Source organism: Streptomyces mayteni (assembly GCF_054783955.1).
This window is the reverse complement of the sequence record NZ_BAAGPR010000056.1, coordinates 16973-35095: the sequence shown is the minus strand read 5'-3', so window position 1 is coordinate 35095 and position 18123 is coordinate 16973. Positions and strand designations below refer to the sequence as shown.

At 67.6% G+C, this 18123-nt stretch carries 16 protein-coding genes; 9 read left to right on the top strand and 7 right to left on the bottom strand.

What is annotated here, in order from left to right; all coding sequences use genetic code 11:
* Positions 1-4: 4 nt before the first annotated feature.
* Together sucC and ACYVPE_RS23270 are read right to left on the bottom strand one after the other, a co-directional pair.
* Positions 5-1180, bottom strand: coding sequence for an ADP-forming succinate--CoA ligase subunit beta (gene sucC / locus ACYVPE_RS23275; protein WP_461035630.1), 1176 nt, complete (start codon positions 1178-1180; stop codon positions 5-7).
* Between the two features lie 665 nt (positions 1181-1845).
* On the bottom strand, positions 1846-3174 hold the full coding sequence (locus tag ACYVPE_RS23270) for a helix-turn-helix domain-containing protein (protein ID WP_461035629.1): 1329 nt from the start codon (positions 3172-3174) through the stop codon (positions 1846-1848).
* A 328-nt stretch (positions 3175-3502) separates the two neighbouring features.
* Here ACYVPE_RS23270 and ACYVPE_RS23265 point away from each other — a divergent pair, with 328 nt between their 5' ends.
* The 3 genes from ACYVPE_RS23265 to ACYVPE_RS23255 all read left to right on the top strand — a co-directional run bounded on the left by ACYVPE_RS23265 (position 3503) and on the right by ACYVPE_RS23255 (position 5990).
* Positions 3503-3769, top strand: a complete 267-nt coding sequence (locus ACYVPE_RS23265) for a hypothetical protein (RefSeq protein WP_461035628.1) — start codon at positions 3503-3505, stop codon at positions 3767-3769.
* A 389-nt stretch (positions 3770-4158) separates the two neighbouring features.
* Positions 4159-4377 carry a hypothetical protein gene (locus ACYVPE_RS23260; protein WP_461035627.1) on the top strand — a complete coding sequence of 73 codons (219 nt, stop codon included), beginning with the start codon at positions 4159-4161 and terminating at the stop codon, positions 4375-4377.
* Between the two features lie 1367 nt (positions 4378-5744).
* Positions 5745-5990, top strand: coding sequence for an SH3 domain-containing protein (locus ACYVPE_RS23255; protein WP_461035626.1), 246 nt, complete (start codon positions 5745-5747; stop codon positions 5988-5990).
* A 1121-nt stretch (positions 5991-7111) separates the two neighbouring features.
* Here the strand turns inward: ACYVPE_RS23255 and ACYVPE_RS23250 are convergent.
* Both ACYVPE_RS23250 and ACYVPE_RS23245 read right to left on the bottom strand, forming a co-directional pair.
* Complete coding sequence (locus ACYVPE_RS23250) at positions 7112-7327, bottom strand: hypothetical protein (protein WP_461035625.1); 216 nt, start codon at positions 7325-7327, stop codon at positions 7112-7114.
* Positions 7328-7875: 548 nt separating this feature from the next.
* A complete protein-coding gene (locus ACYVPE_RS23245) occupies positions 7876-8634 on the bottom strand; it encodes a GntR family transcriptional regulator (RefSeq protein ID WP_461035624.1) in 759 nt (252 codons plus the stop codon).
* 512 nt (positions 8635-9146) lie between these two features.
* Between ACYVPE_RS23245 and ACYVPE_RS23240 the strand changes: the two genes are divergently transcribed.
* The 5 genes from ACYVPE_RS23240 (at position 9147) to ACYVPE_RS23220 (ending at position 12883) form a co-directional block, all read left to right on the top strand.
* Positions 9147-9479 carry a hypothetical protein gene (locus ACYVPE_RS23240; protein ID WP_461035623.1) on the top strand — a complete coding sequence of 111 codons (333 nt, stop codon included), beginning with the start codon at positions 9147-9149 and terminating at the stop codon, positions 9477-9479.
* Complete coding sequence (locus ACYVPE_RS23235; protein WP_461035622.1) at positions 9479-9745, top strand: hypothetical protein; 267 nt, start codon at positions 9479-9481, stop codon at positions 9743-9745. The genes ACYVPE_RS23240 and ACYVPE_RS23235 overlap by 1 nt, the downstream gene beginning before the upstream one ends.
* Entirely contained in the window at positions 9745-11094 is a 1350-nt protein-coding gene (locus ACYVPE_RS23230; protein WP_461035647.1) for an FtsK/SpoIIIE domain-containing protein, read from the top strand. Before ACYVPE_RS23235 ends, ACYVPE_RS23230 begins: the two co-directional genes overlap by 1 nt.
* Positions 11091-11270 carry a hypothetical protein gene (locus ACYVPE_RS23225; protein ID WP_461035621.1) on the top strand — a complete coding sequence of 60 codons (180 nt, stop codon included), beginning with the start codon at positions 11091-11093 and terminating at the stop codon, positions 11268-11270. The genes ACYVPE_RS23230 and ACYVPE_RS23225 overlap by 4 nt, the downstream gene beginning before the upstream one ends.
* 278 nt (positions 11271-11548) lie before the next feature.
* Positions 11549-12883 carry a replication initiator gene (locus ACYVPE_RS23220; protein WP_461035620.1) on the top strand — a complete coding sequence of 445 codons (1335 nt, stop codon included), beginning with the start codon at positions 11549-11551 and terminating at the stop codon, positions 12881-12883.
* A gap of 376 nt (positions 12884-13259) precedes the next feature.
* Here ACYVPE_RS23220 and ACYVPE_RS23215 read toward each other — a convergent pair whose 3' ends face one another.
* The gene (locus tag ACYVPE_RS23215) at positions 13260-14798 is read right to left on the bottom strand and encodes a recombinase family protein (RefSeq protein ID WP_461035619.1); all 1539 of its coding nucleotides are present in this window, start codon (positions 14796-14798) and stop codon (positions 13260-13262) included.
* Positions 14799-14969: 171 nt separating this feature from the next.
* Entirely contained in the window at positions 14970-15383 is a 414-nt protein-coding gene (locus ACYVPE_RS23210; RefSeq protein ID WP_461035618.1) for a cobalamin B12-binding domain-containing protein, read from the bottom strand.
* A 374-nt stretch (positions 15384-15757) separates the two neighbouring features.
* Between ACYVPE_RS23210 and ACYVPE_RS23205 the strand changes: the two genes are divergently transcribed.
* Positions 15758-17182, top strand: a complete 1425-nt coding sequence (locus tag ACYVPE_RS23205; RefSeq protein WP_461035617.1) for a M23 family metallopeptidase — start codon at positions 15758-15760, stop codon at positions 17180-17182.
* Between the two features lie 91 nt (positions 17183-17273).
* Here ACYVPE_RS23205 and ACYVPE_RS23200 read toward each other — a convergent pair whose 3' ends face one another.
* A complete protein-coding gene (locus ACYVPE_RS23200) occupies positions 17274-17999 on the bottom strand; it encodes a hypothetical protein (RefSeq protein WP_461035616.1) in 726 nt (241 codons plus the stop codon).
* Between the last annotated feature and the right edge of the window lie 124 nt (positions 18000-18123).

Sequence of the window (18123 nt, the reverse complement as noted above, 5' to 3'; positions counted from 1 at the left end):
GGGCTTACTTGGCGGCCAGTTCGGCGGCCCGGTCGGCGGCGCCGTCCATCGTGTCCACCTGCTCGACCAGCGGGTGGGCGGCGTCGGTGAGGATCTTCCGGCCCAGCTCCGCGTTGTTGCCGTCGAGGCGGACCACCAGCGGCTTGTTGACGTCCTCGCCCTTGGACTTGAGCAGCGCCAGGGCCTGCACGATGCCGTTGGCGACCGCGTCGCACGCGGTGATGCCGCCGAAGACGTTGACGAAGACGGACTTCACCTCGGGGTCGCCGAGGATGATCTCCAGGCCGTTGGCCATCACCTCGGCCGAGGCGCCGCCGCCGATGTCCAGGAAGTTGGCCGGCTTGACGCCGCCGTGCTTCTCGCCGGCGTAGGCCACCACGTCCAGGGTGGACATGACGAGGCCGGCGCCGTTGCCGATGATGCCGACGTTGCCGCCCTCGAGCTTGACGTAGTTGAGGCCGCGCTCCTTGGCGGCGGACTCCAGCGGGTTGGCGGCGGCCTTGTCCTCGAGCGCCGCGTGCTCCGGCTGGCGGAACTCGGCGTTGGCGTCCAGGGACACCTTGCCGTCGAGCGCGACGATCCGGCCGTCGCCGGTCTTGACCAGCGGGTTGACCTCGACCAGCAGGGCGTCCTCCTTGATGAAGACGTCCCACAGCCGCACCAGCACGTTGCTCACCTGGTCGGCAATCTCGGCCGGGAAGTTCCCGGCGGCCACGATCTCGGCGGCCTTCTCCGGGGTGACGCCCTCGATGGCGTCGACGGGGATCTTGGCCAGCGCCTCCGGCTTGGTGGCGGCGACCTCCTCGATCTCCATGCCGCCCTCGACGGAGGCCATGGCCAGGAAGGTGCGGTTGGTGCGGTCGAGCAGGATGGAGACGTAGTACTCGTCCACGATGTCGGCGGTGGGCGCCAGCATCACCCGGTGCACGGTGTGGCCCTTGATGTCCATCCCCAGGATGGCCTCGGCCTTCGCCACCGCGTCCGCGGGGTCGGCGGCCACCTTGACGCCACCGGCCTTGCCACGGCCACCGGTCTTCACCTGCGCCTTGACGACCACGCGACCGCCAAGGCGCTCCGCCGCCGCCCGCGCCGCCTCCGGCGTGTCGATGACTTCACCGTCCAGCACCGGCACGTCATGCTTGGCGAAGAGGTCCCTCGCCTGATATTCGAACAGGTCCACGCGCGTCCGTCCCTCAGTCTGTCGTCTCGCGGTCGTTGTCGACGTGGGCGTGCCGCGTGGCCGCGGCGCGAGGCATGGGCCCTGCTTACGCACGCGGCAAGTCCGACGTCGAGCGTATCTGGGGGCCCTGAGGGCTCATGAATCGCGGGTCACACCAGAGTGGTGAAACCTGTCACAGTTCGACCCGCGCCGACCGCTTCGGCTGAGCCGGAAGCACGGTCGGGGTGAGAACAGGCTTTCCCGCCCCGACCCCCGCGAAACCCGGTCGGCGCCTGGTGCGACGGGCGCCGGCCGCGCCAGGTCCTGTCTTGTCGATCTTGTCGGATCAGCCCGCGTCGTCAGATGGGTCACATCTTCGTAGGGGCTGGTCCGGTTGGGTGGGTGGCAACACCTGCCCGACCTGGTTCCCTCCCACCTCGACCACGATGGACGTGCACGGACGCACTAGGGGGCGTCGAAGCTTTGGGCGGGAGCTGCCATGGGGCGAGAGAGCGGGGGGCCGTAAGCTGCCGGCGATCGGGCAGTGGTTCCACCCCTGCCCGCAAGGCCCGATTTGGCCCCCCGCTCTTAGAGTCTCGCCCCATGGTGGCTGCCTAAAGCTTCGACGCCCCCGGCCCAAACCACGACTGCCCCTCTGTGCGAGATGTGGCCAGGGCCCGTCGTGTTCAGTCCGTCTCTTCCAGGGCTTCGCGCAGCTCGTCAGCCTGCCTGCTTGCCCGAACGGCCTCGTAGACCGCGTAAGCCCTGTCACGTGTCAGTCCACTGCGGTAGGACGCCGGGAGTTCCCGGTAGGCGACTGCGGCGACACGAGCGGCTTCGTCGGGTTCCCCGTCCACCACCAGACATGACGCTTGGTCGATGGCGATCAGGGCCCGGGTCATGACACTTGGGCGGCGCGAAAGCTCAATTGCGCGTGCTTGCTGAGCGTACGCGCGATCTGTTTCGCCCAACAACGTTAGGGCCTGACTCAAATGCACGTGATGCTTCTGCATCGGGTAACCAAACCAAGTATCGGCACATTGCTCGGGAGAGAGTCTTTCGACTATCAACTCCGCCCGTTCAACGGCAGCTAGAGCACCTTCACGATTGCCAGACGCGGCGTAAGCGCGCGCAACAACAGCGCAAGAGAGTGCTGTTGCTGCCGACGATTCCCGCTTTGTGATGCTGAGCGCGCGTTCCGCGATGGCGGCCGAGACGGCTGGGGCCCCGAAGTTGAGCGGAACCATAGCTTCACGCCCAAGTACCCATGCGTGAAGACCGTTGTTGCCGCTCTCCACTGCCGCGCGACGTGCCGTATGGAACCACCTGCTACTTTCCCGATGTTCTCCCAAGTCATGCAGCACGATAGCCGTCATTGCTGCCATTTGTGCGGCGACATGACATAGGCGCTGACGGGAGGTGACCGTTTGAGAGGACGCCAAGAGCGGCTGGAGTTCCGAAAAATCCGACAGGAGTTCGGCGAGCATTTCCGCTGGGGCGCGTCCACCATATCCGTAGCTGTGACGCTCCGCCGTGGTTTCCCAATAGGAAAGCTCCGCCGTCGCGTTGTCGTTTAGCGCAGTGTCGAGATCGCGGCGAGTTGAAGCTAGGGCATCAGCCGCTATGCCGGTGATGCCACTAGCGAGAGCACCGGCCAAAAGAAGTCGGCGTTTCATGGGGTCCTCATGAAGGTTGTGCTCCTCTACTGCTTCTGAGCGTCCATTCGTCCCCTCCTCCCAGGGACGTGCCGCCAGTCCTAGCATCTCCCCTGGGATCCTTAGACCATCAGCAATGCGCTCGATTGTCGAGATTGACGAGACGGCCGACTTCCCCGAAGCGATATGCCCAACACGATCCCGCTTAAGACCGCACTTTTCAGCGATGCTGTAATAGCTAATGCCGTGTCTGCGGGCAAGGGTGAATGCAGTGGAAAACTCACGCTTGCGTAAGGCGTCGCGCATGCGCGCATCGCTCAGCAAAGTCGCGAACGCCGCTGGTTCTTGATCTTCCGTCACGATGCCCCCTCTGGCTAGTTCCGAAGTCCACGATACATAGGTGGTCGATCGTCTTCACCTTGTTGTACCCCCCATTTTCGACGCCGCACCCGTGCCTGTGATGGGGGGCTCCCGTCCCCATCATGGGGGCGCCCGCCCCCACCGTTGGGACGGGCACGCGCCAAAGCCGTCCCCAGCAGAGGACCCCAGCAGAGGGCTTATCTGGCTAGTTCCTTCCGGCGATGGTGGTGGGTCACCAATCCGTACTGGTCAAGCCAAGGGCACCCCCGTGACCGTCCGACCGGCCCGGGGGCGCCGACCACCTGTTGCCTAGGGAAGGCAGGCAGTCATGGCGAAGCGTACGCCAAACACGAACACCAGCCCATCGGATGATCGGACAACCTTCGTTGTCGTGGGGGCTGCGGTTATGGACGTCCGGCGTGAGCGCGTCGGCGTGGTTATGGCCAAGGAGAACGACCGTGTCTACCTGCGTCCGCTGCTCGGAGGGCGCGAGTGGGAGGCAGAGGAGTCCGACCTGCGCCCGGCCACCGGCGAAGAGCGGTTGTTGGCAAAACTGCGAGGGCTGAATTCGCGGAGCTCGGACCCTCGACTGTGAGGGAGGAGTCGGCTAACGACTCGGCATGTGCCCCCGACCCTGAATCGATCGATGTTGACCGACTGAGCGGTCGTCAGCGGCAGCAGATTGATTGCGCGCTATGCGGCGGATGGCTGGCTTTTACGCTAACGCGTTCCCTCGGCGAGTTCAGAAGTGAATTCAACGGGCGCTTGTATGAGCTGTGGGCCCATGCCGCCGAGTGCCCTGACGAGGTTACGGATGAGGAGGTCGCAGCCTGGTGGCCGAAGCGCTGAAGACTTTCGCCTTGCTCGTAGTGCCGCTGGCTAGCTTCGTCGGCGGGCTGGTGGTCCTATCGCGATGGGTAACAGGAAATGGTGCGCAGGTAGACGCGGCGCCTGAAGGCACGGGAGACAGAGAGGAAGTCCTAGATGGGCGCAACACTGAAGAACGCGGCCGATCGCGAATGGATACGCAAGAACATGAACGCGGTCATCCAGCTTTACAGGAATGGCGCTTCCTTGAGTGAGCTTTCGCGGAGATATGGGGTGTCCTTCGGATTCCTGAAGGAGCGATTTCTTGAGCGGGACGAACCGCTTCGAAACTGGCAGGAAGCGGTGAATCTGTACCAGGGGCAAGGCTGCGAGTGAATCTGCCTCGCCCGTAAAGGCGGCCCCGGTGGTGCGCGAACACCTCCGGGGCCCAACGACGTGAACTCAACACCCACGCTAGAGGAGAGAGGAGATACGTCGCCATGCGCGACTCTATCGGGAAGTGGCTTGGGGCGCATCTGCGGTCACTGCTTGCCGCTGTGCTGCCGGGGAGCGATATCCATCGGCAGGCGGGCGAGGTTGCCCCGCCTGTTCGACCATTGCTGGTTCCGCCCTGTCCTCCGTACCCGCCGCGTCTGCCGCACCCGCCCGAGTGGACGGCTGATGCTCCCCTGTTGCGGGTGCATGTGCTGCTGCATGAGCGAGCGCTGAGAGCGCGCGAAGTTCAGCGACTTCGTGACCTCGTGTCGCATGAGCCGGCGTCGCGGCGGCCGACGCAGCATCCGCTGATGGATGAGTTGCCCGTGATGCTGTGGCTGGGGCGGCTGTGGGAGGTGGCGACGCGGCGGCGCGAGGTGCAGCGGGCGCGGATCCTTGATCGTGAGCGCCGGTTGATACGTGAGCGGCGGGCGGCCTTGGAAGCGGCGGGCGACGGGATAGAGGTGGTCGGCGGTAGGGCGCTGCCTGCCGTGGCTGTGTATACCCGTCCGGCATCACTGCCCGCCGCTGCGGCCTCGGCGGCGGGGTCTACCCGATCCGTTCGAGCTGCCGCTGCGGCCTTGCTTACCCGTCCGGTTCCGGATGCTCCGGCGCGTAGTCGGGTCTTGGCCGCGCTGCCGCTGCGGCGGGACTGGGATCCGTCCGCACTCATGGCGGCGGTCACCTCGACCTGCCCCGCCCCGTCGCAGGCTCCCCCTCCGGCCTCGACCTTGGCGGTGACTGCCCGACCGCCGGGGCCTCGGCCGGGTGGAGTGGTTCCCCTGTGGGTGGGGGTGGCGACGGTGTAGGTGGCCCCTCGGCGGCCCCGTCCGGGTGTTCGGTCGGGGCCTTCGTCGTTGGTGGGTAATCCGGTTGCTTGTCCGACAAGTTGGAGCCCAATATATAGCTACAGGCTGTCGTACACGTGCGGGATCGGCCTGCGCGGGCGCCTGTAGCGGAAGTTGGGAGTTCCCGTGTTCGGGTGGAATGTGAGGTCGGCGTTGGGTGCGCTGGCGCTGGCGCTGGTCGGGATCCTGATCATGAACGCCGCAGATTCGGATGCCGCGTCGCAGCGTGGGGCCCGTGCGGCTCCGGCTCTTGTGACGGTTCAGGCGGGTGACAGCTTCGGCGATTCGGAAGAGTCGGCGGAGGAGTCGCGATCCCGTGCGGACGCGCTTCGGCAGCGACTCGCCGACTACTTGGCGAAGTGGCAGTGCTCGGCCATGCCTCCGTGTGCGGCGGCGGGGTCCGCTCCTCAGGCGGAGTTGGTGAGCCGGCCGTCGCTCGTGGGCGCCGCGACGGTGACCGGCAACGGGCTGCGGTTGAGGTCCGCCCCGGGGCTGTTCCAACCGGTGCTGGGCCTGCTGTACCCGGGTGACCGGGTGTGGGTGCGCACGGAGTTCGACCGGCGCGACGTCCGACAGGACTGGCTGGGCGTGTGGGTCATGACGTCCTCGGCGGGGCTGGACTGGGGGCTCCGGGGGTACGTGCACCGGGACTACGTGGCGAACTAGCGGTCACGTGGTGAAGAACCCCACATAAGTGACGCCGTGTCAGGTATGCCCCCCTCGGGTCACTGAGGGGGGCATGTCACGTCCCTGCTGGCCAGCGGCATATGCACGTGCATTTCTGGGCGGTGCGGATTTGCGGTGTCGGGTGAAACTCGTTTCCATGGGCACGGCTGTTTGCGTATGGGTTGTCACGCCCTGAGTGGTCGTGCTTGGCTGGTTACTTACATCCGTGTCATTAAGGGGTGCGGGGGCTCCTGGAAGGGTTGTGGCAAGTGCGTTCCGATTCTTCACCGGCTTCATGGGGTGAGGTGGTCTATATAGCGGGGTCGCCATACGTTACGGGTTGGCGTCGTGCAAGGAGAGTTGCGCGTGAGCTGAATTCCGCATTGGCAGATGCGGGGTTTGAGGATCAGGTCAGAGCGGTGCCGGCGACGGATGCTGATGGGCGTCCGCTCGTCAAGGTGACGGGTGACGCGGCGGCGGCTCGGTGCCTGGGATGCCTGGTGAGGCAGGGTGCGGGGCTCGCGCCTGCTTGTGCCGAGGTGCCGTCCAGGTGCGTCGTGGAGTGGGACTAGCCGCTGTGAACGTACCGCCGACCCACGTGCGGCGGTCCGGGTCCGCTCGGGGGGTGCTGACTTCCGGGTGTTGAGTCTCCCTTTCCGGTTGTCTATCCTAGGTTGACAAGCGAAAGGGGAGGGAATCTCATGGCGCAAGGTCCTAGCTTAGTGAGGCGCGGTGGACGCACCTTTTTGGTTTGTCCTCGGTGTCGCATCGACGAAGTAATCTCCGGGTGGAAGTCCCCTCAAAGGGAGCTACAGAAGCACCGGTGCCGGTGAGTAGATTTCTGTCCCCCCACGATTGAAGGTCCCCGTTTCGGCGGGGGCCTTCTTTCGTGTTCGGGCTCGGTGGGGGTCGTGGGTCGGAGCGTGGGGAGCCGCGGGGCGACTCGTCGTGGTCGTCGTCAGGTGTCCAGTGACCGTGTCGTCCCGCGGCTGCCCACGCGGTGGGTCCGGTGGTCACGAGCGGGCTCTCCTCCCTCTTGATGGAGTAGAGGCAGTTTGGACCGGAGCCTTGGGCCTGGTGGCGGTCCGGGGCGGCTGGTGGTGGCCGCCCCGGACGGGTCGTCAGCCCTCAGCGGTGCCCATGAGCTGGGCCCATGAGCAGGTGCGACGGGTGCACTCGTGGGGCGGGAAGTCGGCGGCGGCCTGGGCGAAGTTGAAGGGGTCGGCCTCGATGATGGCGCGGAAGTCTGCTGCCCATCGGTGGCAGCTGTCGCAGACGCAGGCGCGGCACATGGTGTCGTCGGCGAGGTAGACGGCGCCGTTGCACGTGGGGCACATGGAGTCTCCCGAGTTGGGGTGGTCTGACGGGCACCGCCCGGACTCGGGGGCGGGGGGTGGGTGAGGGATCGTCAGACCACGTGTGGCGCGTAGCGTCCTTCGCGCGGCGCGGGTGCCCGTGTCAGCCTCTGGCGTCAGATCGCCGCGTCTCGGGGGGCGCGTGTGTGCGTGCGGCGGGGGCGTCTGCCTGGTCGGTGGCGCCTGGTGTCGGGCCTGTGTCTGTGCTGGCGGCCTCGGGTGGGCAGCAGACTTCCGCGCCATCATCGAGGCCGACCCCTTCAACTTCGCCCAGGCCGCCGTCGAGTTCCCGCCCCACGAGTGTGCGCGTCGTGCCTGGTCCTGGGCTCGGCGCGTGGGTGCCGCTGGGGGCTGGCGACCTGGCCGGGGCGGTCGCTGCCGGCCGGTTCGGATTGCTGCCTGGCTCGGTGCCGCTGCCTCGGGCGGCCGGCCGCCCGGCGGAACGGCCGTGAGGTCCGCACGTCCGCCGGGGCGGCGCGGCCGCCCGCGCGCCGTAGGCGCGCGCTTGATCACGTAGAGAAAGTCTGGACCTAGCTCTTGGGGCGGCGGGGCCTGGTCGCGGTGATCTGGAACCGGAGTTGAGCGATGGCCGCGTTGATCTTCAGGGTTTCGAGAATGAGGGGCTTCGCGTTGCCGGTGGTCACTCGGTGGGTGATGAGTAGCGTTCCGTCCGGTGGCACGGCTAGGGTCGTGCGCTCGTCGGGTCGCGGTGCGCGGGCGGTGACCTGCTCGTGCCAACTCAGCGTGTGGCCTGCCTGGGCCAGCATGGCGTAGATGGCGGCGGGGTCCGTGGCGGGCTCGTCGCCCATGTCGGCGTCGGCGGCGGTGTCGAACGGAACGATGACGCGTTGCATGACGCGCACTCCGGTCGCGTTCCGCAGGAGGCGATCGATGCTGAACGCCTGTGCCTCGTCGCGCGGGTGGACGTGCAAGAGGTCGGCGGGTTCGCCGCTCAGGGTGCACCGGGTGATCGTTGGGGGTTCCAACTCGACGGTTGACGCCTCGTCGTGGAACCCCTTGGTGGTCTTGGTGAGGCTGCGGCTGATCACGGTGTCGGGCGCTGTGGTGGCCTTGACGATGTTGCCTCGGCCTCGGTGGGTCTCGATCAGTTCAGCCGTTCTCACCTCCTGCAAGGCGGAACGGATGGTGTCGCGGGACACAGCGAACTGTGCGGCGAGTTGGGTCTCGGTCGGCAGGAACGCGCCGGCCTTGTAGTCCCCTCGCAGGATGGCGGCGGTTAGCTGATCCGCCACGATCCGGAACTTCGGTTCTGCGGAAACGGGCTCCATTACACCTGTTCCTCCTCATTGCCTGTCGCGCGGCCTGTTGGTTGCCCAACAGGATATGGCTTGCCTTGCTCGGACAACAGGAGGCACCCTGGTTCCGACAGGTTGTTGGACAAGTTGTCGGAGAGGTGATGTCGGATGCGTACGAAGCCGATCGATGAACGGCGGATGGGTCTGGCGGTGTGTGTGGGTGACCCGGAGCCGCGTACGACCCCTGAGGGGGTGCAGCGTCGGGATCGTGACGGCCGTCCTCAGTGGCAGGTGCAGGTGGCGGTTCGGAACAGCGAGGAGCGGCGGGCCGAAGTTCTGGAGATCGTTCTGCCGGTTGAGCCGGCGGGGCTGGCTGTGGGTGTGCCGGTGCGGTTGGTGGACCTGTGGGCGACGGATTGGGAGATGGAGGGTCGGACGGGTACGTCGTGGCGGGCGGCGTCGGTGGTGCCGGTGGCACCGCCGGCTGAGGCACCGGCGGCTGCGGCCTCGGGCCGGGGCGGTAAGTCGGCTGGGGGTGACCGGTGATGGATGAGAAGCGGGAGCTCCTGGACCTGCTGAGTTGGGAGGCGCTGTTTCGGCGGCTGGATGTGGTCTACACGTCGGCGTGCATGATGGCGGGGAATCCGCCTGACCCGATGGTGCGGGTGTTGATCTTGTCTCGCATGTCTCAGGACCTGGCCGCGATGGCGGGGCACGCCAAGTCGCTGGCTGCTGCGGCGAGTACGGCGCTGGCTGGCCAAGTGGTTGAGACGTCGCGCGAGACCGGTGACGGCCTGGCGGATGAGGTGCTGCTCCTGGGGATCTCGGTGGACGAGGACTCCTCGGACTCCTCCGGCGGTTCGGGGGGTGAGGCGTGATGGACGCGATTTCGTCGGGCTCGGCGTCGAACCGTCCGGGGTTGTCGAACGACTACCTGATGGGGTCGATTCTGCGGCATCTGGCGATGCTGCGTGGCGGTGAGGCGATGCTGACGGCGTCGAGCGACCCGGCCATGGTGGCTGACCTGCTCCGGCTGGTCATCCAGCACAGTGAAACCACCGCGTGGGAGGCTCGGGCGCTGCTGGGCCGGGTGACTCCGGGGGTGCCGGGTGCCTCGTCCGACGTCGAGGGTGGCGGTCGGTGATGGGGGTCTTCTGGCTGTTGTGGCTGGTGCCGCTGGCGCTGCTGCTGGGGACGCTGATGGATCCGCTGGGGCCGTGGGCTGGCTGGTGGTGGGGTCGTGTGCGTCGGCGGGTGTCTCGGGTGTGGCGGTGGCCGTGGGGCTGGTACCTGGTGGGTGCGCCGTTGATGTTGTGCCGGGTTCGGTGGAGCTGGCGTCAGATGGCGGACAACCTCGCGTTGTCGGAGGTTCGGCGTCCGGCGTGGACGGTGATCGGCTCTAACTCGATGGTGATGGGGCGGTCGATTCGGCCGGTGCCTCCGCTGTTGGGTGTGCCTCGGATGACGCGTACGGGGGTTGTGGTGCGGGTGCGGATGCATCCGGGTCAGACTCCGGCTCAGTACGTCGAGGCGGCGGAGGGGATCGCGCACACGTGGCGGGCGCACTCGGTGCGGGTGTTGTCTCCACGGCCGCGCATGATCCTTCTTGTCGCGACGGCTCGTGACGCGCTGGCCGGTGAGGTACGGCCGGTGTCGGGCTCGGGGCGGTTGCTGACGGCGACGGTCGGCCTGCTGGAGGACGGCGACGAGTGGTTGATCGACTTCCGGACGGTGCCTCACTGGCTGGTGGTCGGTGCAACACAGTCGGGCAAGTCCACCTGGCTGGCCGCTCTCGTGTCCGAGCTGGCGCCGCAACGCGTCGCGCTGATCGGGATCGACCTGAAAGGCGGCCTCGAACTCGGCCTCTTCGAAGCACGGTTGACGGCGCTGGCCACGTCGCGCGATGAAGCGGTGCAACTGCTGGGCGCGCTGCTGGATGAGCTGATCTATCGCATGCGGCAGTGCCGGATGGCGGGGGTTCGGAACGTCTGGGACCTGCCGGAGGATGAGCGGCCGGTGCCCATCGTCGTGATCGTGGACGAAGTCGCGGAGCTGTACTTGCACGACGGGTCGCGTGAGGGGCGAGAGGCGTTCCGCCAGAGTTCGTCGGCGCTACTGCGGCTGGCGCAACTGGGTCGGGCACTGGGCCTTCATCTCGTGGTGGCGGGTCAGCGCGTGGGCTCGGACCTGGGCCCTGGGGTCACGGCGCTTCGTGCCCAGCTCGGCGGCCGGGTGTGCCATCGGGTGAACGATCCGCAGACGGCAGAAATGGCGTTGGGTGATCTCCAGCCTGATGCGGTGGTGGCTGCTCAGTCCATCACGGAGACGGAACGCGGCGTCGCGGTCCAAGCGCTGTCGGGCCGGTGGACGCGGGCTCGGTCCGCGCTGGTGACCCCGGAGCAAGCGGAGCGGACGGCGGAGCGCTACGGGGACGTGACCCCGGTGATCGCGTCGCTGGGGTCGATCGGCGGCGGGACGGAGCGTGCGTCATGACGACCATGCCCTTGGTGCTGGCCTTCGGGCTGGCCACGTTCCTTGTGATCAGGTCCGGGGTGCCGTGGTGGTCCGCCGGGCTGGCGTTCCTGTTCGGCTTCTACGTCGGCCGGTCCGACTTGTGGCCCGTGGTCTCGGGCTTCGTCAGCTGGGTTCTCGGCGGAATGGAGATGTGAGCCATGGCTGACGCGCCCTCGATCTGTACCCGTTGTAACCGACCACGTGAGCGGGGTCGGGATGGTCAGCTGCTGGCGTGTGCCTGCCAGGCGCCGAAGCGGCCTAAGCCTCGGAGACGGGGCGGCTAGCCAACCGGCCGGGCGGAGTGATCCGCCTGTCTCGACCCCGGACTAGGAGTTGCCGTGAACCTCCTTCTTCCTCCTGTGAGGGGTCCTCCATGTGTCGAGATGGTTGGGAGCGGCGTCCTGCTTCGGCGGGGCGCCGTTCTGGTTCTACGTTGTCCTCCACGGAGCGCGATCTGTTGCGTTTGGTGGGCGATCCTGGGTTTCCGCGTTGGCTACAGCAAATCCGCGGTACGGGTGGTTGTGAGCATCCGGTGTACCTGTCGGGCCGTTCGACGGTTCGTGACAGGTCGGGCTCGGTGGTGCGGGAGTTCGATACCCGGGATGAGCCGGGGGCCCGGTTGGCGGTGCGGTGCGGCAACCGTCGCAAGGTGATGTGTGAGCCCTGCTCGTTCCTGCATACCGGGGACGTGTATCAGATCATGCGGTCGGGCCTGGCGGGCGGTAAGGGGGTGCCGGCTGACGTCGCCGGTCACCCGAGGCTGTTCGTGACGTTCACGGCTCCGTCCTTCGGGCGGGTGCATCGGGTGGGGGTGTGCCACCCGGAGCGGTCCGGGGAGTGCGAGCACGGAGTGCCGTTGGGGTGCGGGCGGCGTCATGGGGAGGATGCCCGCCAGGTGGGCTCGCCGCTGTGTGGTCGGTGCTACGACTACGCGGGGCATGTGCTGTGGCACGCGCACCTGGGCGAACTCTGGAGCCGGACCATGCGGGCGGTGCGGCGGGCGCTGGCGGCGGCCGGTGGGGTAGCTCGGTCTCGACTGGGCGAGGCGTTGCGGCTGTCGTTCGCGAAGGTTGCCGAGTACCAGCGGCGCGGGGCTGTGCACCTGCATGCTGTGCTGCGGCTCGACGGGGCCGGGGGGCCGGGGGACGCTCCCCCCGCCTGGGCGACGGAGACAGTTCTTACGGCGGCCGTCCGCACCGCCGCAGGCGCGATAAGGGTTCAGACTCTGGACTCGACCGCGACGGGTGAACGCACCGTTCGTTGGGGGCGTCAGCTCGATATCCACCCCATCCGGGCCGGGGGCGCGTCGGTCGTCGATGACTCGGCGGTGGCTGCGTACGTGGCGAAGTACGTGGGCAAGGCGGTCAGCGATTCCGGGGGGACGGACTACCGGGTCAAGGGCCTGGCGGATATCAGGGCGCGGAAGGTCACCGGGCACGTTCGGGCGTTGATGTTGGCGTGTTGGCGGCTGGGCGGGTTGCCGGAGTTCGAGGGGCTGCGGCTGCGGGCGTGGGCTCACACGTTGGGCTTCCGGGGGCATGTGCTGAGCAAGTCGCGTCGGTACTCGACCACGTTCGGGGAGCTGCGCGGGGCACGTTCCGCGTTCCGGGATGAGGGCCTGGACGACGAGGGCGGCGGCTTGGTGCGCGAGGGGTCGTGGCGGTTCGTGAGTCAGGGGCATTCCCCGGCTGAGGGGGAGATCGCTCGGGGGGTCGCGCTGGACGCGGCGGTGAATCGGGCGGCGGCTCGGGATGCGTGGGCGCCGTGAGTGCGCAAGGTGCCGGCGGCGAGAGCCACGAGGAACGCGGGGCGGGTGGGCGGGACGCGGCGCGCGAGTGTGCCCAGGAGCCGGACGCCTCGGGGTCTGGCGACGGTGGGGTGATGTCGTCGTCGGGTGCCGGCGGCGCGGGCCCCGGTGGGCCTGGTGTGGGTGGGCGGGGAACGGCGCGCAAGGTTAGCCGCGAACGTCACTCCGGTACAGCGTCGCCGGAAGAGGTGCGCGCGTTCGTCATGGATGCGCTATCACGTGCAGCCTCCCCTACTCCTGAGCTAATTGAAGAGCTGCGGGCACTGCTGCCCCCGGTTGATTGAGCACAAACGAGAGAGCGGCACCAAATCCGTTATGGGTGCCGCTCTCCGTCCACTTATTCGGATCGCGCGAACTTCACGCGCTGCGTGGCCGGTAGGCGCCGCTTACTCGGGCACGGCAAGATCCGCACTTCTCCACAGATCTGAGACGTGAGAAGCATGCTCGCCACCTTGCGTTGTGCCTCAATCGGGGCAGCCTGCCACCTTTTAGCCACTCCGACGCCCGGAGAAACCAGGTCTTGCAGCACGGCGGGCAGAGTAGCCGCATCGATACGCGCCCGTATTTCCGCGATCATCGATTCCAGCTTTTGCACACCCTTTTCAATCCTCCTTGACTCCTCCAGAGAAAGCGGGATGGCTTTCGACATCTCGTTTTTGTCCGCCGTGAGCCTTTCGATTTCCGCGCGATCCTCGGCGATACGAGCTTCTTCCTCCGGGCTAGCTTGAAAGTCCGCATAGACAGCGTCCGACTCCAGATACATCAAGATCATCCCCGGGGCGTCGACCGTGCCGATTACAATGGCGTCAACGCCTTGTTGATCGATGTAACAGCACCCCTTATCCCTGCACTTGTAGGACGGGGTACCCTTCGCGTTCTCCCACTTCATGGGCCCGCCGCACTTGTCGCACCGTATGGTGATCGTCAGCACGTGCTTCGCTCGTCCGTTCTTGGACTTGCGGCGCTTGGGGTCAGAAATGATCCGCTGGACCTTCCAGAAATCCTCTTTTGACACGAGACCATCCCAAGTGGCGTTGTGGAGTGTGGCCTTCACCTCGCTCGTGCCGCGCTGACCTCGACTCCTGGGATGATGCACCCTGATTCCGGCGTAAGCGTGTCTGGTTGCCATGACCCGGAGGTGTTGGCGGCTGAAGGGTGCGCCCGACCGATTCAGATACCCGGCGGCTTCAAAGTCCCGCGTGATCGACACGAGAGAGTGACCGGCCTTGAGGCGGCGAAACAGCTCCTTCGGCACGATCGATTCTTCCGGGTCCTCGACCCAATTGATGAGTTCGCCGGTCTTCTCGTTGTAGATGGGCTTGTAGCCGTGCGGCGCCTTCCCGTGCGGGCGGCCTTCCGTGGCGGAGGCTGCCGTATCCCTCTTGATACGAAGATGGGTCTTGTATGTTTCGTACTCGCTGTCTACCGCGTCTTCGAGTAGGGCCCTGCGGTCTCGGCCGTTGACGGGATCATAAATGCGCCCGTGCGACGTTATAAAGATCCTCTTGTCGTGAGTCTCGCACAGATCAATGAGTCGGACCCATTCGCCGGTCTGTCGACTGCCGCGCGAATTCTCCCAAAGCACTAAGAGATCTTCCGGATAGTTCCCTGTTTCTAGGTCACTGATGAGCCGCGCGAAATCTTTGCGCTCCTTGGTCGCATACCGCGATGCGGACATGTCATTGTCGGTGTACGGCTCCCCAAGAATCGTGATGCCGTGAGCGGCGGCCTTCTGGATGTTCTCCTCGGCCTGCTCCTTGACGCTCCGCTTTTTGCCACGCTTGTCCTGCGATACACGCAGGTACTGACGCGCGGTGAGCACTGCGGTAAGCGCCACGGAACGCGGCAGGGATTCGGCTATCTCTGAAAGGGGCATGGTTTAATTATCCCCCAAGTAGCCAGGAAATAGCCCTTTTGAAGGTGTGTGATGCGGTGGATCGCAAGGTGCCGGATCGCAGCTCATACTTGGCCGTATTCGCGCGATTCGGTAACGCAGCGAGGTGCCGTAGCTGGCGTCGCGGGCCCGGCAAGATCGGCAGGACAGGGCCTAGGCGCGGGGCGCCAGACCCACGTGCTCGCGGACCCAGGCCACCACCTCGCCGGTCGACGCGCCCGGCGTGAAGATCGCGGCGACCCCCTGGGCCCTGAGCGGCTCGATGTCCTCCTCGGGGATGATGCCGCCGCCGAAGACCGTGATGTCGTCCGCGTCCTTCTCGCGCAGCAGCTCGAGCACCCGGGCGAAGAGGGTGTTGTGGGCCCCGGAGAGGATCGAGAGGCCGATCGCGTCCGCGTCCTCCTGGATCGCCGTGTCCACGATCTGCTCGGGCGTCTGGTGCAGCCCGGTGTAGATGACCTCCATGCCCGCGTCGCGCAGCGCCCTGGCGATCACCTTGGCGCCGCGGTCGTGGCCGTCGAGCCCCGGCTTGGCGACGACGACGCGAATCGGACCCGATACAGCCATGCTGAGCCTCCCAAGTCCCCCGGCCACGGCGCCGGAGCTAACGGTCGTTAACCCCAGCATCCCCCATGCGGGCCGATCCCGGAGGGGTCCCGTCGGATGGTCGCGGGACGCCCGGCGCACCCTGGGTGATTCCCACCCCCGATACATTCGAACAGGCATCGAACAAATCGTGCGGCATCAATGCGCGGTCCGCCGAAAGGCGGGCTATTGCCCGTTTCCTGACTCCACGAAACCCGCGAACAGACCGGGAAAGATTGTGGCCGCCGACCGCCGGCCGGTACAGTCACGCCGAACTACAGCCGCTGGGACCCCCACCCCTGCTCCTGTCGTCGAGCCGAAAGGCGTAATCGGTGAGCGATCGTCTGTTGTCCGGAGTGACCGACCAACAATCGGATCACCCCGGCTACGGCTCCTACGCCGCGTACGACGTTCTCGATCCCTATGGCGCGCAGCCCACCGGCCACGACTGGGGTGGCGCCGCGCAGGGACAGCCGCAGGGCGGCTACGAGGGCACCGCCGGGCTCGGTGAGTGGTCGGCGACCACCGACGGGCAGCAGTGGGCGGCCGAGCCGCAGCAGGCCGCCACGGCCACCATCCCACCCCAACAGGGCGTCCAGGACTGGTATCTCCAGCAGTCCGGCGGCTGGGAGAACGGCGGCTACGGGGCCGGGGATCTTCACGAGACCCCCGCCCAGGGCGTCGCGGCCTATCAGGAGTACCAGGAGTACGAGGGCGCGTACGGCGCCACGTACGGACCGGAGTTCCACCAGGCCCAGGCCCAGGCCCAACCCGACGCCTACGGCGCCGAGTACGGCGAGGCCGGCGTCGCCGAGGACCCGGCCGCGCAGCCGGATCCCGCTTCCGCCCACGCGCCCGTCGAGGCCGCGCAGGTCGTCGAGGAGTGGGCCCAGTCCCAGTCCTTCGAACCCCAGTCATTCGAGCCCGAGACCTTCGAGCCGCCGGCCGAAGCCGTCGATGCCGCCGAGGTCGCCGAGGTCGCCGACGCGGAGGTGGCGGCCGCCCCGGCGGTCGCCGCGCGGGGCCAGGGCCGCAGCCGGCGGCGGGTCAGCAGGCCGAGGGCCCGCTCCGCGTTCCTGAGCGTCGCGGCCCCCTCGCTGGCCGTCCTCGGCGTCACCGCCGTGGCCACCGCCGCCACCGTCTCGGGCACCGAGTCCGACTCGACGGGCGAGCCTCCCCCGATCGCCGCGCCCGACCCGGCCGACGAGGCCCAACGGGCGGAGGCGAACTCGGAGTTCGACACCCAGCTCACCAGCGTCTCGGCCGCCGCGGGCGACTACGCGGACCGCGCGAGCCGCACCCAGGGCCGGATCGACCTGGAGGCCCAGCAGGAGGCCGAGGAGCAGGCGGCCGCCGAGGAGGCGGCGCGCATCGAGGCGGCGCGGCCCAAGTTCTTCCTCCCCGTCGAACAGCGTGGCCTGAGCGCCTACTACGGCCAGGCGGGCGTCAACTGGATGTCCACCCACACCGGTATCGACTTCCCCGTCAGCTACGGCACCCCGGTGCTTGCCGCGACCGACGGCAACATCCGCACCCAGTGGCACCCCAGCTATGGCAACCTGGCGATCCTCACCGCGGACGACGGCACCGAGACCTGGTACGCGCACCTGGACAGCACCGCCTACCAGTCCGGCTACGTCCAGGCCGGCACGGTGATCGCCTACTCCGGCAACTCCGGCAACTCCACGGGCCCGCACCTGCACTTCGAGGTGCACCCGGGCGGCGGCAGCGCCATCGACCCGCTGCCCTGGCTGCGCAACCAGGGCCTCGAGCCGACCTGATCGGCCCACACGACAAGCGCGACAAGCGCGAGGGCCCGCCGCTCCCCTCGGGGAGCGGCGGGCCCTTCGGCGTCGCCTGGTGGTTCCCTGGTCAGCGGGTGCGCCGCTCCAGGCCGGCCGCGAAGGCGACCGCCGCCACCGGGGCCAGCGCGATGAAGACGTAGTTCATCGCCTCGTTGTCCGCGTCCCAGGCGTCCCACGTGTCCTGCGGGTAGCTGGTGAGGATCTCGAAGGCACCCGGGTCGCCGCCGGCGAAGTACTCGCTGACCAGCATCGCGGTGCCGATGAGCTCACCGCCGACCGCGGCCGCGAGGGCCAGCACGCCGGCGACGATGTAGGCCACCCAGTTGCCCCGGGCGAAGAACGCCGGGCCGAGCGCGACCAGCACGCCGATGCCGATCGAGATCCAGCTGATCTGGGTGAGTTCGCCGGTCTCCTCGTTGAACATGGCCTGGTAGATGAAGCCGTAGAGGAGCGCGGCGACGAGCGCGGCGACCAGCGAGAGCCCGATGGCCAGCAGGAGGTTCTGCTGGCGCCCGCCGCCCGGCACCGGCGCGGGCGGCGGGTAGCCGCCGGGGTAGCCGGGCTGTGGGGGGCCGTACGGGTTGGGCTGCTGGCCGGGCTGCTGCGGGTAGCCGTAACCCGGCTGGGCCGGCGGCTGCTGCGGGTAGCCATAGCCCGGCTGCTGCGGGGGTTGCTGCGGCTGGCCGAAACCCGGCTGCGGCTGGGGAGCGCCGTACTGCGGGTAACCGCCGGGCTGTTGCGGCGGCTGGCCGGCGCCGCCTCCCGGCTGGGGCGGCTGCCAGGGCTGGCTCATGATGTTCCCCCTGGGAATCTGAGGTGATACGTACTCCGGGGACAGGCAGGAACTGGAGTACGAGGTGCCGCAGGCAGCTAATCGCCACCCAGGCCCGTACCACAAGCCCTTTCCCCGGTCTGTG

Bases quoted from the DNA above. Each gene is read 5' to 3' on its own strand.
- ACYVPE_RS23265 (WP_461035628.1), top strand. From the start codon at position 3,503: ATGGCGAAGCGTACGCCAAACACGAACACCAGCCCATCGGATGATCGG.
- ACYVPE_RS23260 (WP_461035627.1), top strand. From the start codon at position 4,159: ATGGGCGCAACACTGAAGAACGCGGCCGATCGCGAATGGATACGCAAG.
- ACYVPE_RS23250 (WP_461035625.1), bottom strand. From the start codon at position 7,327: ATGTGCCCCACGTGCAACGGCGCCGTCTACCTCGCCGACGACACCATG.
- ACYVPE_RS23245 (WP_461035624.1), bottom strand. From the start codon at position 8,634: ATGGAGCCCGTTTCCGCAGAACCGAAGTTCCGGATCGTGGCGGATCAG.
- ACYVPE_RS23240 (WP_461035623.1), top strand. From the start codon at position 9,147: ATGGATGAGAAGCGGGAGCTCCTGGACCTGCTGAGTTGGGAGGCGCTG.
- ACYVPE_RS23235 (WP_461035622.1), top strand. From the start codon at position 9,479: ATGGACGCGATTTCGTCGGGCTCGGCGTCGAACCGTCCGGGGTTGTCG.
- ACYVPE_RS23230 (WP_461035647.1), top strand. From the start codon at position 9,745: ATGGGGGTCTTCTGGCTGTTGTGGCTGGTGCCGCTGGCGCTGCTGCTG.
- ACYVPE_RS23225 (WP_461035621.1), top strand. From the start codon at position 11,091: ATGACGACCATGCCCTTGGTGCTGGCCTTCGGGCTGGCCACGTTCCTT.
- ACYVPE_RS23215 (WP_461035619.1), bottom strand. From the start codon at position 14,798: ATGCCCCTTTCAGAGATAGCCGAATCCCTGCCGCGTTCCGTGGCGCTT.
- ACYVPE_RS23210 (WP_461035618.1), bottom strand. From the start codon at position 15,383: ATGGCTGTATCGGGTCCGATTCGCGTCGTCGTCGCCAAGCCGGGGCTC.
- ACYVPE_RS23200 (WP_461035616.1), bottom strand. From the start codon at position 17,999: ATGAGCCAGCCCTGGCAGCCGCCCCAGCCGGGAGGCGGCGCCGGCCAG.